The organism is Paenibacillus sp. FSL P4-0127 (genome assembly GCF_038007325.1).
GTDB classification, from domain to species: Bacteria; Bacillota; Bacilli; order Paenibacillales; family Paenibacillaceae; genus Fontibacillus; species Fontibacillus macerans.
In genome coordinates this window covers 1,289,000-1,303,460 of record NZ_JBBOWY010000002.1, presented here as the reverse complement: position 1 = coordinate 1,303,460, position 14,461 = coordinate 1,289,000, and the positions used below count along the sequence as shown (strand labels likewise).

13 protein-coding genes and 2 tRNA genes are annotated in these 14,461 nt (G+C 53.2%); 4 read left to right on the top strand and 11 right to left on the bottom strand.

Going from position 1 to position 14,461, the window contains the following annotated elements; translation table 11 throughout:
• Positions 1-6: 6 nt before the first annotated feature.
• Positions 7-1,041: a phenylalanine--tRNA ligase subunit alpha gene (gene pheS / locus NYE74_RS32180; protein WP_036628573.1), complete on the bottom strand. Its 1,035-nt coding sequence runs from the start codon at positions 1,039-1,041 to the stop codon at positions 7-9.
• A gap of 530 nt (positions 1,042-1,571) precedes the next feature.
• Here pheS and NYE74_RS32175 point away from each other — a divergent pair.
• Positions 1,572-1,778 carry a YwbE family protein gene (locus NYE74_RS32175; protein ID WP_036624906.1) on the top strand — a complete coding sequence of 69 codons (207 nt, stop codon included), beginning with the start codon at positions 1,572-1,574 and terminating at the stop codon, positions 1,776-1,778.
• Between the two features lie 178 nt (positions 1,779-1,956).
• On the opposite strand, the gene NYE74_RS32170 is transcribed toward NYE74_RS32175, so the two are convergent.
• The 7 genes from NYE74_RS32170 to NYE74_RS32140 form a co-directional block, all read right to left on the bottom strand.
• Positions 1,957-2,700 (bottom strand): zinc ribbon domain-containing protein, encoded by a 744-nt coding sequence (locus NYE74_RS32170; protein ID WP_213510460.1) that lies wholly within the window; start codon positions 2,698-2,700, stop codon positions 1,957-1,959.
• A 36-nt stretch (positions 2,701-2,736) separates the two neighbouring features.
• Entirely contained in the window at positions 2,737-3,681 is a 945-nt protein-coding gene (locus NYE74_RS32165; protein WP_036624908.1) for a helix-turn-helix transcriptional regulator, read from the bottom strand.
• A gap of 558 nt (positions 3,682-4,239) precedes the next feature.
• Complete coding sequence (locus tag NYE74_RS32160) at positions 4,240-4,779, bottom strand: DoxX family protein (RefSeq protein ID WP_036624909.1); 540 nt, start codon at positions 4,777-4,779, stop codon at positions 4,240-4,242.
• A 317-nt stretch (positions 4,780-5,096) separates the two neighbouring features.
• Positions 5,097-5,167, bottom strand: a tRNA-Gly gene (locus tag NYE74_RS32155).
• A 23-nt stretch (positions 5,168-5,190) separates the two neighbouring features.
• Positions 5,191-5,267: transfer RNA gene (locus tag NYE74_RS32150), tRNA-Pro, on the bottom strand.
• A 113-nt stretch (positions 5,268-5,380) separates the two neighbouring features.
• The gene (locus NYE74_RS32145; RefSeq protein ID WP_316561581.1) at positions 5,381-7,498 is read right to left on the bottom strand and encodes a putative bifunctional diguanylate cyclase/phosphodiesterase; all 2,118 of its coding nucleotides are present in this window, start codon (positions 7,496-7,498) and stop codon (positions 5,381-5,383) included.
• A 143-nt stretch (positions 7,499-7,641) separates the two neighbouring features.
• Positions 7,642-8,607 (bottom strand): aldolase catalytic domain-containing protein, encoded by a 966-nt coding sequence (locus NYE74_RS32140; protein ID WP_036624913.1) that lies wholly within the window; start codon positions 8,605-8,607, stop codon positions 7,642-7,644.
• A 239-nt stretch (positions 8,608-8,846) separates the two neighbouring features.
• On the opposite strand from NYE74_RS32140, the gene NYE74_RS32135 reads away from it, so the two are divergent.
• Genes NYE74_RS32135 through NYE74_RS32125 form a run of 3 tightly spaced genes read left to right on the top strand, consistent with a single transcriptional unit; the run spans position 8,847 to position 11,345 of the window.
• Positions 8,847-9,089, top strand: coding sequence for a FeoA family protein (locus NYE74_RS32135; protein WP_036624914.1), 243 nt, complete (start codon positions 8,847-8,849; stop codon positions 9,087-9,089).
• On the top strand, positions 9,086-11,110 hold the full coding sequence (feoB, locus tag NYE74_RS32130; protein WP_155620534.1) for a ferrous iron transport protein B: 2,025 nt from the start codon (positions 9,086-9,088) through the stop codon (positions 11,108-11,110). The genes NYE74_RS32135 and feoB overlap by 4 nt, the downstream gene beginning before the upstream one ends.
• Before the next feature lie 43 nt (positions 11,111-11,153).
• The gene (locus tag NYE74_RS32125) at positions 11,154-11,345 is read left to right on the top strand and encodes a FeoB-associated Cys-rich membrane protein (protein WP_036624916.1); all 192 of its coding nucleotides are present in this window, start codon (positions 11,154-11,156) and stop codon (positions 11,343-11,345) included.
• Positions 11,346-11,359: 14 nt separating this feature from the next.
• On the opposite strand, the gene NYE74_RS32120 is transcribed toward NYE74_RS32125, so the two are convergent.
• The 3 genes from NYE74_RS32120 to NYE74_RS32110 all read right to left on the bottom strand — a co-directional run bounded on the left by NYE74_RS32120 (position 11,360) and on the right by NYE74_RS32110 (position 14,022).
• Entirely contained in the window at positions 11,360-12,466 is a 1,107-nt protein-coding gene (locus NYE74_RS32120; RefSeq protein WP_036624917.1) for an ATP-binding protein, read from the bottom strand.
• A 336-nt stretch (positions 12,467-12,802) separates the two neighbouring features.
• Entirely contained in the window at positions 12,803-13,207 is a 405-nt protein-coding gene (locus NYE74_RS32115) for a hypothetical protein (protein ID WP_036624918.1), read from the bottom strand.
• 269 nt (positions 13,208-13,476) lie between these two features.
• A complete protein-coding gene (locus NYE74_RS32110) occupies positions 13,477-14,022 on the bottom strand; it encodes a peroxiredoxin (protein WP_036624920.1) in 546 nt (181 codons plus the stop codon).
• Positions 14,023-14,461 lie beyond the last annotated feature (439 nt).

The following is a 14,461-nucleotide window of genomic DNA, read 5'->3' as shown; positions in this document are numbered from 1 at the left end:
CAAAAATTAAACTCTGGCAAACTGCTGCAGGAAACGCCCGTCGTTGTTATAGAAATAACGGATGTCGTCCACCCCGTATTTCAGCATCGCGATCCGTTCCACGCCCATCCCGAACGCAAAACCGCTGTACTCCTCGGGATCGTAACCGCTCATCTCCAGCACGCGCGGGTGCACCATGCCGCTGCCGAGAATTTCCAGCCACCCGGTATGCTTGCACACCCGGCAGCCGCTGCCGCCGCATTTCATGCACGTCACGTCCACCTCAACGCTGGGCTCCGTGAACGGGAAGAAACTCGGACGCAAACGGATTTGCGTGTTCGCTCCGAACATTTTGCGGGTGAATTCCAGCAGTGTGCCCTTGAGGTCGCTCATGCGGATTTTTTTGCCGACGACAAGGCCTTCGATTTGGTGGAACTGGAACGAGTGGGTCGCATCGTCGTCATCGCGCCGGAACACCCGTCCCGGGCAGATGATTTTGACCGGCACTTCGCCCTTCATCGCCTCCATCGTGCGCGCCTGCACCGGCGACGTTTGCGTCCGCATCAGCAGATCGTCGGTGAGGTAAAACGAATCCTGCATGTCCCGGGCGGGGTGGTTTTTCGGCAGATTCAGCGCTTCGAAGTTGTAATAGTCGGTTTCCACTTCCGGACCTTCCGCGATTGAATAGCCCATGCCGATAAAAATATCCTCGATCTGCTGGATGACCTGGTTCAGCGGATGAACCGCCCCCTGCCTCAGCGGCCGCCCCGGCAGCGTCACGTCAACCTTCTCGGCGGCCAGGCGCGCCTCTGTCTCAAGACGCTCGAAATGCGCCTGCTTCTCTTCGATCAGGGCCTCGATCGCCGACCGCACCTCGTTGCCGATCTGTCCGATGACCGGGCGCTCCTCCGCGCTTAACGATCCCATGCCGCGCAGGATTTCCGTCAGCGCCCCTTTTTTGCCCAAATATTTGACCCGCAGCTCAGCCAGCTGCCCGGCGTCCGCAACTTTGCTAAGCTGCTCCAACGCTTCGTGCTTGAGTGCTTCCAAACGTTCTTTCATGAATATTTCCTCCTCAGGCAAAATAAAAAAGGCCTTTTCTCCCGAAAGGGACGAAAAGACCGTGGTACCACCCTTGTTAGAGCCCGTCAGGCCCGGCATTCCGTATAACCTCCGTATAATTGGCGCTGTTTGCCGCGCCAACTTCGGCCAGGCGGTACGGTGTCCGATGCTTCCTGCAGCTCTCACTTTAACGATATAACGGATCGTAACCGGTATCCTCTACTGCGCCGGCCCCTCGCCCATTGAACAGGCGAAAAGCGCACGGGGTTCAAGGAACTGCTCCGGAGCGAACTTCGGCAGCCTGTTTCCGTGGGGACGCTCTCAATCTCCGGCGTTCCCTCCCTGTAAGGAGGCCTCTGCTTACTCTTCTCCATCATCGCATTTCGTCGTTAGTGTTTGCAACCGCGCCTGTGACGGCGCGTTTTCGACTTTAACTGCTATTATATGCAAACTTGCCGCCATTGGCAAGCCGCCGCATAAATATGGTATGTTTATCTCAGCAAACTATACCATACAAGGAGTACACCCCCATGAACGGCAACGAACGCAAAAACATCTATCCCGGCCTTACCGTCGACATCGTGCTGAAAAAAGACCAGCCCAGCGGCCGTCTGACCCGCGGTGTGGTGAAAGACATTCTGACGAATTCGCCCGCCCATCCTCACGGCATCAAAGTACGGCTTCAGGACGGCCAGGTGGGCCGGGTGAAGGCCATCCATCCCGCCAAAGCGGACTAAAGGGTGCCGCCAGGCTCCATCCGCGCGGGCAGCCGGTTATTTCCTCACCGTCCACCATAATGAAGCGGATCGGCGGAACTTCAATCAGCATCGGCTCCGGTTTCGGCCAATACAGCTCCTTGTATTTCTTTTTATAATCGAGTTTTTCCATCATCGTCCATCCCGTTCCTTATTCCCGCTAGTCCCGCTTCCAGCGCTTCAGCGCCGGAAACCACGCCTGCATCCGCGTTCTGGCCTGTTCACGATCCGCAAAAAATTCCGCTCCAGACTCGGCCCCGTATTTCAGGCACTGCTCGATCATCTCCTCCATCGACAAATCGCTCGTAAACGCCCCGTCCCGGTAGCAGTAACCGCAATACTCATAGTTGGCCCCGCCGCCTTGTTCCGAGCCGAGCTCCTCGTTGTTCGTCAGCGGCATGCCGCAGCTTTGGCAGAACAGATGGCCCTTTGCCACCGGAAAATACAGCTCCACATGCGCCGGATTGCCCGGTTCCGGATAATGCTCGTGCACGGCTCCGGTCAACTGCAGCCCATGCTTGGGCAAATCATGTTCAATCGTTTGCTGAAACACCTCGCCGTAAGCCGTTCCGCGGCAATCCCCCACCAGATACGTGTGCGCCGGCACCGTCCATTTTGTCCATCCTTCCGCAACTTCGGCGTCCGCTCTCACTTCACAGCCGGCCAGATAAAGGCCCCGGTCGTCCCACCGTCCCAAATAGACGTCAGGGTGCCCCATCACCCCCCACATTCCCTTGGGCGCACCGGTTTCGTTCTTGAGGGCGATGTCCTGAATCTGGGAATACGCTCCGTTCGCTTGCTCCCAAAGGGGAACAATCCACTGGGGTCCCTCGTCCGCTTTTCCCTGGCCAAGCTTTCCGGCCACCGTAAACTCTTCCACATACTTCAACTTCAATTCCGCCATTTCTTGTCCACTCCCTTCTTTGATGGAGCCATTGTATCAATCATAATATGACGACTGTATGTCATATTCAGAAGGGTTTTGATATATTTTTGCGATTTTTTCCGCTTTGTCCCTCAGGATCTGCCGGATATGCGGCGGGGAGATCACCCGGACGTCCTCGCCAAAAGACAGCAGGTACCCGTACACCCACCCGTTTTCCGGATAGCTGACCGTAACCCGAAAGCTGCCGTCCTCGTTTTTATGTACGGAAGTCCGGTCAAATTCATCATGGATGCGGAAGGCCAAACGCGGCGAAAACCACAGCTCCAGCCGAACAAGCGGCGCCAATTCCCGTGAGGACGACACAAGTTCGGGAACTTCGCCCTCTCTCCGCTCAAAATGCTCGCCGGTATACGCGACGGCTTCCATCCGGCTGATCTTAAATGTGCGGAACGTCTGCTTTTGCAAGCAATATCCCTGCAAATACCAGGACTTGTTTTTGAAATGCAGCTTCAGCGGGTCGGCCTGCCTTTGCGTTTGTTCCCCGTTCGAATTGTAATAGGTAAAAGAAATCCTCCGCCGCTCCAGAATCGCCGTCTTCAGTATGCCGAACTTCCGCCGTTCCGCTTCCCCGCTTTCCCAATGGGAAAAATCCACGTCGATCCAGTTCACTTCTTCCCGCCGGAACAGGCGGCTTAATTTGGCCAGCACCTCCCCGGTTTGCTCGGCGTTCGTGGCCGCAAGACTTTGCAGTCCAAACAAAATTTCGTTTTGCTCCGTTTCCGATAACAGTGATTTATTGAGCACAAAATCCGGCAGCAAACCGATGCCCCCGCCCTTGCCTTTGCTGCAAAACACCGGGATACCCGCAGCGCTAAGCGTATCGATATCCCGGTAAATTGTCCGCGCCGACACCTCAAAACGTTCGGCAAGTTCGGCCGCCGTCACGGTTTTGCGTTCCATCAACAAATAGACGATCCCAAACAACCGACTTATTTGCACGCAGTTTCCCCCCTGCTACAAGTTCCTGCTTTGAGTATACCGGCAGCAAGACGACAATACCATGTATTTAAAGCGAACGACCCTGTCATTAGAGCGAAAGACCGTGTCACAAAGCGAAAGACCGTGTTCGGACAAAACGATTCAGAATATGCGGGCGGGCTATCGGACTAAAATAACCTTAAAGGCTAAAATTGTCGTTAATCCCGCGATATCAGGCAATTTGAGGAAAATAGAGACAATTCACGCCTCTATTTTCCTCTTTCGCAAGGAAATGACTCTCTTCTGCGAACATTCTAGGAAAATAAGTACATAAAATGCCGCTAATGGGGATGAACATGCTAGGTTTCGGATAATAAGTACATAATGTGCCGATATTTTAAACGCTGACGGTTGGGCGTTCCATTTGGTTGGCTGTCAAGCGCCGATCACTAGATTGAGCCCCACATTTGCCGTCATTCCCCAACACTCCGCAAAACGCAGAAAAAAAGACCCTTCACAAAGGAAGAGTCTTGGAAAGTGGCTTCCGATCTCAGATTCTTACCAGTCCAGTCGGCCGCTTTACGCCGTATGCTTCACATTCACCGGTGGCTGCGGCGCTCCCAGCTTCGTTCCTGTGTCCCCCTTTTTGCCGAACAATTTGCGCAGGTAAGGGAGCACGTAATAGTCAAGGCCGATTTTGCCGGCATTGGCGGCGGCGACGACGACCAGCACTTCAAGCAGCAGCATTTGCGCGTTCGTGCTTACCGTTCCGCTGAAGAGGAACGCCGCGTTCATTACCAGGCCCATCAGGGCGGCGAAGGTGGTGAAGGTGCCGAGGATCAGCCCCAGGCCGACCAGGAACTCGCCGTAAGGAACAAGGACGTTGAAGAGGCCTACGTTAGGCAGGGCGAAATGTTCCAGGAAATTGGCCCACCAGCCTTGGACAGCGGGATGATCGCCCGTGCTGTTCGCGATCGCGCCGGTGAGGAAGCCCGCGGCGTCGAAGCCGCCGGTAATTTTGTGATACCCGGCTTCAATCCATTGGTACCCGAGGTAAACCCGGATGACGGTCAGCAGCCACATGGCGATTTTATTGGTTCTCAGGAAGTTGTTAAACATATTTACCACTCCTTAAGTTGGTTTGTTTTGTTTTTTAAGGATGATCATCTTTGATGTCTTTATTATAAGTGATTTTTTTCACAATATATGTGATTTAAATCACATATATTAAAAATTTAATAAATTAATTTTAATATACACGAGCAAACTTCATTCAGGTTCCGTCAATAAAAAAACTAATGGTTATCAGCGCCGGCTACAGCCTGAATTTGTCCCTTAAACTGCCCCCTAGAGCAGAACGCAGCCCGTATTGGCAGCGTTAAAGACAAAAGAAAAAACCCCTGCGCCGCAAGGGTTTTTACAGAAATTTCACAGTAAGCGGGTGATGGGAATCGAACCCACGCTACCAGCTTGGAAGGCTGGAGTTCTACCATTGAACTACACCCGCACATTACCCGCAAAGGTATAATATGGTCGGGACGACACGATTCGAACATGCGACCCCCTGGTCCCAAACCAGGTGCTCTACCAAGCTGAGCTACGTCCCGGAAGCTTCGCGATCAGTCCGAAACGCGAAGACAAAATATAATATACCATTTTTGCGGGCCCGGTGCAAGAGGATATTATTTCCTTTAGGAAATAGCGGGAGAAGGAAAATCCCCTAGCCAGCGAGCCGGCTGAGGAATTCATGCTCCAGCACGCCGGCGGATACCGGTCTGCTGAACAAATACCCCTGGCCTTCATGGCATTTTTGCAGCCTCAGAAACTGCAACTGCTCCTCGTTCTCAACGCCTTCGGCCGTCACCTTGAGCTTCAGATGATGCGCCATCGTCGTGATCGTCGAGACGATCGCCGCGTCGTTGCCGTCGTACATAACCTCTTTGACGAAAGCGCGGTCGATCTTCAACCGGTCGATCGGCAAGCTTTTCAAATAGTACAGCGAACTATAGCCGGTGCCGAAATCGTCGATGCTGATCTGGATGCCCAAGCTCTTCAAACGATGGAGCTGGTCCAAAGCCGTATCGATATCGTAGGTCATGCTTTCGGTCACTTCCAGCTCCAGGTAACGGGGGTCCAGATCGACCTCGCGCAAAATCGCGCCGATCCGCTCCGCCAGATTGTATTGGCGGAATTGACGCATCGACAAATTGACCGATACGTTTACCGGTTCATATCCCGCAAGCTGCCACTGCTTATTGTACTGGCAGGCCGTTTTGAGCACCCATTCCCCCAACGGAACGATCAGGCCGCTCTCCTCGGCCAGCGGGATAAACTCGCCGGGCGGCAGCAGCCCGCGTTTCGGGTGGTTCCAGCGGACGAGCGCCTCCATCCCCACCATTTTTCCGGTGTCCAGACTCATTTGCGGCTGAAACTCCAGAAAAAACTCCTCGCGGTCCAGCGCTTTTCGCATATCGTTCTCCAGCTCCACCCGGGACTGGGTATACATCTTCATCGCCGGAGTATACCGCATAAAATGAACCCCGTGCTCCTTGGCGTGATGAACCGCCATATCCGCGTATTGAATCATTTGATCGACCGACTCGCCGTCAACCGGGAACACCGACAGGCCCATGCTGAGCGAGATATGGTATTCCGTATCGTCGATCAGCACCGCTGGGTTTACCGCACCGAGCAGCTGCTCGGCCCGCTCTTCGGCAATCTCGGCGCCGTCCGTCCTAGGCAAAATCAAGGCGAACTCGTCCTCCCCCATGCGGTACACCTGCTCTTCGGCACGACACAGCGCTTTCAGCCTGGCTCCGAACTCGGTGAGCAGCTTGTCCCCCGCGCTGTACCCCAGCGAATCGTTAATCGCTTTGAAACGGTCGATATTGATGACGGCAACCCCGGTATACGCCCCCGAAACGCTCAACCATTGGCCGAGCTGCTCCTTCATTAGCCTTAGATTCGGCAGGCCCGTCAAATCGTCATGATAAGCCATATGCTTCATCCGCGCTTCGGCCTGGCGCCGGCCGCGGATCGGCTCTTCGATCGTCAGCCGGTAAACGCCTTTCAGCACAAAATAATAGGATAAGCACATATACCACTGGCCCGCCGCTTGTATGGAGCCTTGGGGGTCTTTGAAAGGAAACGTCAGCATCACATGGCCCATAACCATAAACAGCAAGGCCCGCGTTACCGTCATGATGGCCGGCGGCTGTTCCGCCCGGTGGCTGTGCATAATCGCGGCGATCGCTACAATATACAGCATGGAAACGCCGAATATGAGCGTAAACCTGCCCGCCGGCGAGTTCAGAAAGCCCGCCGCCAAACCGGAAGCGAGCTTGGCTTCGTGCCGGTTCATCCATGCCAGGCCGGCGGCGGCGATCAGCGCCGTCACGGAAAACAGCGTAATTTTATGAACGTCGGACACCTGCTTCTCGGAGGAAGCGAAAACAGCCAGCATGCCAAGCGCTCCCACCGTATGGGACAACGTTAAAAACCAATCCGCCAGCCCCGGTCCGGGCTCGAAGCCCAAAAGCGGAATGCCTCCGTAAGCGGCGGAATATAACATGTCAAGGATACCTACCACCGAAAACAATGCGGCGGAATACAGCCGCTGCCTGGACAACTTGTCGGTAAACATGATCCATCCCTGCGCAAAGATGGAATAAGACACGGCCAGGCACATCAAGCCCGCAAGCAAATGCAGCGCTTGCATCGTTTTGCCGGTTCCGCCCAGCAAGACGGCTGTTGCCGACAACCAGACGACACCGATCATCGCTGCCAGCCCGACTACCCCTGGGACGATTGTCGATTTTGCTTCTGCCCTGATTCTCAATGCCCTCAACCTCCGGAGGTAAGTATCTGTCTATGGTCCTAAAAATTAATAATTCAACATTTTCCGTGTTTTTCCTTCCTTTTGTTCCAAAAATGTCGGAGCAAAAGAAAAGCCCGGCCAAAGCGGCCGAACTTTTCGCAGCATTACTTCTTCTTCTTGTCAAAGCTGATTTCCGGCGTCGTTAATTTATCGTAGAAATCCACAACGCCGTCCTTGTCGTCCGAAGCGCGCAGCGCCATCGCCGAGCGGGGATGCTCGTCCAGCGTCCCGGTGATCATGTAAGGGATCAAATAACCCCATTCCTCTTTTTCGCGCAAAGGGATAAGCAGCTCTTCCAGCACTTCGAGCACCGGACGCAGACGGTAGTTCGTATTTTTCAGATGCGTGACGAGCAGTTCGGTCGGGCAGTTGCCCGCGGCGCGCCCCATTCCGTACACCGACGCATCGAGCAGCTCGACGCCTTTTTCGGCGGCTATGAGCGTATTGGAAAACGCCAGCTGCATATTGTTGTGGGTATGCACCCCAAGCCGTTTGTTCGGCAGATGCGTTTTGAACTTGTTGACCAGATACTCCATATCCTTATAATCCAGGCTGCCGTAGGAATCGACGATATAAACGACGTCCACGACGCTCTCCCGGATCATTTCGAAAGCTTCCAGCAGCTCATTTTCCATAACGTTGGACAATGCCATAATGTTCAAGGTCGTTTCGTAGCCGCGGTCATGGAACAGCTGCACCAATTGAAGCGCCTTGTCTACATCTTTGATGTAGCAGGCGACGCGAATCAGATCGAGCAGGCTTTCGCTGCGCGGCAGGATGTCGTTTTCATCGACGCGTCCGATGTCGACCAGAGCCGACAGCTTCGTACGGCCTTTTTCGGGAATGACTTTCCGGAGAAAATCATCGTCAAGAAAGCGCCACGGTCCCGCCTGATCGGCGCCTTTAAGCAGCTTGGGCGAATTTTTATAGCCGATCTCCATATAATCGATCCCCGCCTCGTTCAGGCCGGCGTACAATTTTTGGACAAATTCAACGCTGAAGTCCCAGTTGTTGACCAAACCTCCGTCACGTATTGTACAATCCACGATTTTGCACGGGTTACCCTTCATACCAGCATGTTCCTCTCCATCGATAGTATTAATACCCATCTTACTTGAAGCGAAATCAAAAAGTAAAGAAGCAATTAATAATTGATATGAGGTTAGTCACAGTATGGTACGAACTAGCGTGATATATTACTTTTGAATCTAATTGAGATTGATTCTCAATGAAAACATCCATTCCATCTATCGCAGGCATCCAATAGACATACATTATTATCTTCCTAATTGACGAGGAGTGATTCGTAATGGAAACTTGCCGCTTTTGTTTGCTCAGATTAAAGCCGGGCGCGTCGGCCCGGGTTGCGGATTTCGGCCAAATGGACCCGATCTTGAAGCGCAGGCTGGCCGATCTCGGGATCCGGGAGGGATCGCGTATAACGGTTAAACGGTACTGCCTGCTGGGCGGTCCGGTGACTTTGGAATGCGGCGGGCAATTGCTCGGCATCCGGCAAAAGGAAGCCGCTAATATCGAGGTTATGGTGTCATGAGCGTCGCAGCGTTGATCGGCAACCCCAACACCGGAAAAACCTCGCTGTTCAACAGCCTGACGAAATCATACGAATACGTGGGCAACTGGTCCGGCGTGACCGTGGAGAAAAAAGTCGGACAGCTCCGCAACAAGTCCGGGCAGTTGACCGATCTGCCGGGCATCTATACGCTGCGCCCCCTGTCGCGCGACGAAGGGGTGGCCGCCGAATTTCTCGCCGCGGAACGCCCCTCGCTGCTCGTCAATATCGTCGATGCGTCCAATTTGGAACGCAACCTCTATCTGACGCTGCAGCTGCTGGAATACGGCCAGCCCGTCATCATCGGGCTTAATATGATGGACGTCGCCAAAGCAAACGGAATCGACGTCAACATAGAGCGGCTGGCCGGCTTGCTGGACGCCCCGGTTATGCCGCTTGTTGCCCGCACAGGCAAGGGCAGCAAGGAAATGCTTGCGGCGATGGGCAAGCTGTTGGCCTCGTCCGCAGCCGCGCCGGCGTTTAAGATTTATTACGGAGACATCCTTGAAGAGGCCATTCAGGACATTACCCGTGAATTAAACGGCTCGCTGACGGACCCTCATCCTTCCCTGCGCTGGATCGCTCTGCAATATCTGGAGGGCAATCCCGCCGTAAGTTCGGTGCTGCCTCCGCAAACCGATCTGAGTAAACTGGCCGCCTTACGGACAGCGGCGGAAAACCGGCTTGCCGCGGCAGGCGTCGCCGCCGGCGCAGAGGATCATATCCGCGCGATCCGCATGCAGGCAATCGGCAAAATATGCCGCGAAGTCATCGACACGACCGGCGAAAAGCCAAACGATTTCACGGAAAAAATCGATCGAATCTTCACCCATCCTATTTGGGGAATTCCGCTGTTCATCGCCTTTATGTTTCTGACCTTTCAGCTGACGTTTGACTGGATCGGCAATCCGTTATCCGATTGGCTCGACGCTCTGATCACCGGCCCCGTAACCCAAGGCGCGGCATGGCTGCTGGCGGCGGCGGGAGCTTCCGGTTTCACGCAGGCGCTGATTCTGGACGGGATTATCGGCGGGGTCGGCGGCGTGCTGGTGTTTGTTCCGCAAATTTTCATCATGTTTCTGATCATCTCGTTTATCGAAGACTCCGGCTACATGGCGCGGATCACCGTGATGATGGACAAATTGATGGAGCTCGTCGGACTGAACGGCAAGGCGCTGATCCCGTTTATTCTCGGGTTCGGCTGCAATGTGCCGGCGGTCATGGCTTCGCGGAATATCGAACAGCCCAAGGAACGCTTGCTTACGATGCTGCTCATCCCCCTGATGTCGTGCTCGGCCCGGCTCCCGGTTTACGCCTTGTTTGCAGGCATCCTGTTCGCCAAGTATCAGGCCTTGGTCGTGCTGTCGCTGTACGTGCTGGGCATCGTTCTTGCGCTGGTAATGGCCAAACTGTTCTCCGCTACCCTGTTTAAAAAGGAGCACTCCTTTTTTATGGTCGAGCTGCCGCCCTACCGTATGCCGCAAAGCATAACTTTACTCCGCAGCACTTGGGAAAAGGGCAAAGGTTTTCTGCGGAAGGCCGGTACGTTCATCCTGGGCGGTTCGGTGCTGATCTGGCTGCTTACTTACCTCGGACCGGGCGGTATCGCCGAAAATATGGACGACAGCTTTCTGGCCCTGATCGGCGGCCTGTTTGCCTCTGTGCTGGCCCCGGTCGGGTTCGGTACCTGGCAGTCCGGAGCGGCGCTGATTACCGGTTTTATGGCCAAAGAGGTCGTCGTTTCAACGATGAACATTATTTACCACGTTCCCGATCTGGCCGGTCTGCAGGGGCAAATCGCCCGTTTCTTTACGCCGCTGCAAGCCTACAGCTTCATGGCCTTCGTCCTGCTCTATACGCCTTGCATGGCTACGGTCGGCGTGCTCCGCAAAGAGACCGCCTCATGGAAATGGACGCTGTTTACGATCGGATACTCGCTGTCTCTCGCCTATGTCGTTTCGCTGATCATCTACCGGGGCGGAATATGGTTGGGACTTGCCTAAGTCAGCTCCCAACCCAAGCCAAAGAACGGAAAGGAGAAAAACTATGCTGTTCGATATTGTGATCGTAACCGCCGTCTTCGCCTTCGCCGGATACTCGCTGTACCGCGGCTTCAAAAAAAGCAAGAAAGGCGCCTGCGCGTCGTGCTCGCAGCAGAAAACCTGTTCTGCGGCGTGCAGCGGACGTCAGGCGCCCCCCGCCTCTTCCTGTTCGCCGGCCAAGCCCAAACGCGAGTAAGTGCAGCATCGTTTTTAAGATACGAGCGGCAGTTTGATGACGAAAATCGTTCCCGCGCCTTTGAGGCTGTCCACGGAAATATTCCCCCGATGGTTGCGGATAATCCGATAGCTTACGGACAGCCCCAAACCGGTGCCTTTCTCTTTTGTCGTAAAAAAAGGATCGAACAGACGGCCCAGCATGCTTTTGTCCATGCCGTTTCCGTTGTCCTGGATGGAAATGTTGACCGCCTTGCCCTCCATCTCCGCCCGGATATCGATGACTCCCTTATGATCCCCCTCCACCTCGGCGATGGCGTCCATCGCGTTTTTGATGATGTTGAGCAGGACCTGCTTGATCTGCTTCACATCGATCGATACGAGAAGCTCCTCCTCCGGAGCGTGCAGCATCATCTGGCAGCCTTTCATCACCGCCTCGCTTTCCGTCAGCAGGACAACCTCTTTCAGCAGCGATGACACGCTGACGGTCGATTTCTGCGGGGCGGAAGGCTTGGACGAATTCAAAAATTCATGAATGATGTCGTTGGCCCTGTCGATCTCGGTTAAAATTATCCGGGCGTACTCATCCTTGCCCAGCTCCACCAAATGCGGGCGGAGCAATTGAATGAACCCGCGGATCGCGGTTAATGGGTTGCGGATTTCATGGGCGATCGCCGCCGATATTTTCCCGAGCATCGCCAGCTTGTCGTTTTGGTACGCCGTTTGCTCGATCCGTTTGAAATCCGACACATCTTTGACGCTTAGCAAAAAGTCCCCGTCCATCTGATCTCCGTATGTAACCGTAATGAGCCAATGCCTTCCGTACTCATCGATAAACTCGTGGTATTTTTTCCGGTGAAAAATGGTTTCCCGATAAATCCGCAGAATCTTCCGCTTCTTGAATCGGTTCAGGTGCGGGTGGCGCAGCATTTGCAGCAAATTGCAACCGATGAGTGATTGGCGCGGCATCTCGAGCAGCCTGGCCATTTGAACATTGATGAAGGTTAATATTCCTTCGCAGTCAAACAGCATAATTCCGCTGTCTAGGTGCTGGAGCACGTTTTCGTATTTGTTTTTGACGAGTTGGGTTGATTGGAATGCTTTGACGGATTGGAGCAGCGTCTCCTGGAATTCACTCAACAAGTTGGTTCCCCCTTTTCCCATAAATGATGTACTTGCCTTACTGACAACATACGATCACTACCTGAGAAGAACTTACCCGAAATCGGCTCGCGCGTAACGCTTTTTTTCATTCCATTAGCCGCTCCGATCCGTTTCGACGACGGTAATATTTCATGAACTAAAAGCCTGTCCGAAAATCAGTCCGAAACTGCCTATTTCAATCATAGTAAAGTCTTCCAAATACCGTCAATCAGAGATACTGTCGAAAAACATGGAATCACCGCAAATGGACGACCATAGTCCTAAAAATAAAACGGCCTCCCTGCCGGGAGGCTGTTTATGGCCTGTATTCAGCCGTTATTTGTGTTGAAGCCGGGCTCTGCGCCTGCTCATAACGGCCAATCTTTTCTTCAGTTCTTCCTCCCATTTATCATCGCCGATTTGCTTCGCAACGGACAGGAGATCAAGCGAAATATCGATTTGGCTTTGAACGATCAAGAGCGGGTCCTCATCCTCCCGGTTGACGCAATTTCCGAAAATCGATTCATCGTCCTCCATGACGAAATCCTGAAAATCGATTTCCGAAACCCCGTCGCCGTGGGCGTATTCCGCCAATATTTCGTATTCGTTCTCCACCTTATAATGAACCTCAACCCGATGGCATACCGGGCAAAATAACAGGGGAACATTATGAACCTGCGTACGATAATGCTTTAAAGTCCCCTTTGTTCCCAGCATGCTTGCTCCGCAGCAAAAACTCATTCCCCTTCACCCTTTCGCGTGTTCGGTACATCCATGGATCCCAGGCTAATCGCATTGCAGGATTTTCATATAATTTATTCGTGAAGCAGGATTGAAATTCCTGCGCCTCATTTGAAAATTCACCCATTTTGTTACAAAACGGGACTATGGTCCGATCCTCAGGCAGGTAAGCGCCGGCGGACCAAGCTTGGCATAAGGCGCTTTTGATGGGCAAAAAACCCCCTGATTGGCAGTGGCCAAACAGGGGGTTCATCGCTATTCACCCGAAATTAAGCGTTCAGGTTTTTATCACCCGGTTTCCAGTTCATGGCGCAAAGGCCGCCGGATTGCAGGGCTTGCAGCACGCGAAGCGTTTCGTCTACGCTGCGGCCGATGTCGTTATGGTTAACGACTTGATATTTCAATTCGCCTTCCGGATCGATGATGAACAATCCGCGGAGGGCTACGCCTTCTTCTTCGATCAGCACGCCGTAATCGCGGGCAACTTTCTTCGTGATATCGGAAGCGAGCGGGAAGTTCAACTGGCCGAGGCCGTTGCTATCCTTAGGCGTGTTGATCCACGCTTTGTGGCTGTGCTCGGAGTCCGTGCTCACGCCGAGAATTTCGCAATCGAGGTCGCGGAATTGAGCGTAAGCGTCGCTCAGCGCCGTAATTTCCGTCGGGCACACAAACGTGAAATCAAGCGGATAGAAGAAAAATACCAGCCATTTGCCGCGGTAGTCGGCCAGCTTCTTGCGTCCAAATTCCTTTCCGTCTCCCGTTACGATCGCCATGTCAAAATCCGGAGCGGGTCTTCCAACCAAACGTTCTGCCATTTTTAAAACTCCTCCTTTGAAAATATGTAAGAAACACATGAGTGTTTCTAATCCCTTTGTTGGTAAGTTTCAACCTTTTTCAAACTTACAGTTCTCATGGTATCAAAGGCATATTTCAAAGTCAATATTATAACAGTTACTTTTTTATAATTATTATAAATAAGGATTTTTTTTGAACTTTTTTTAGACTCAAAACCGAGATCAGTGCTTGAAAAAATAAATTATGACTTTGACTCTGAGGTGGCTGTCTATAGCGTTTGTGTCTTGGTATCCCTGCATACTGCTTTGCACGATTATTCCTTTTGTTCAGGAGGGAGAGGATGGGGGCTATTCACAGTCCTTTCATTTTTCCCGGTGTCTTGCCCCGTTCCTCCCGTCAGGTCCGCTTCACTTCTCCTAAACCTCATTCTCACAAACCTGTCTAACGATCTCAAAATAA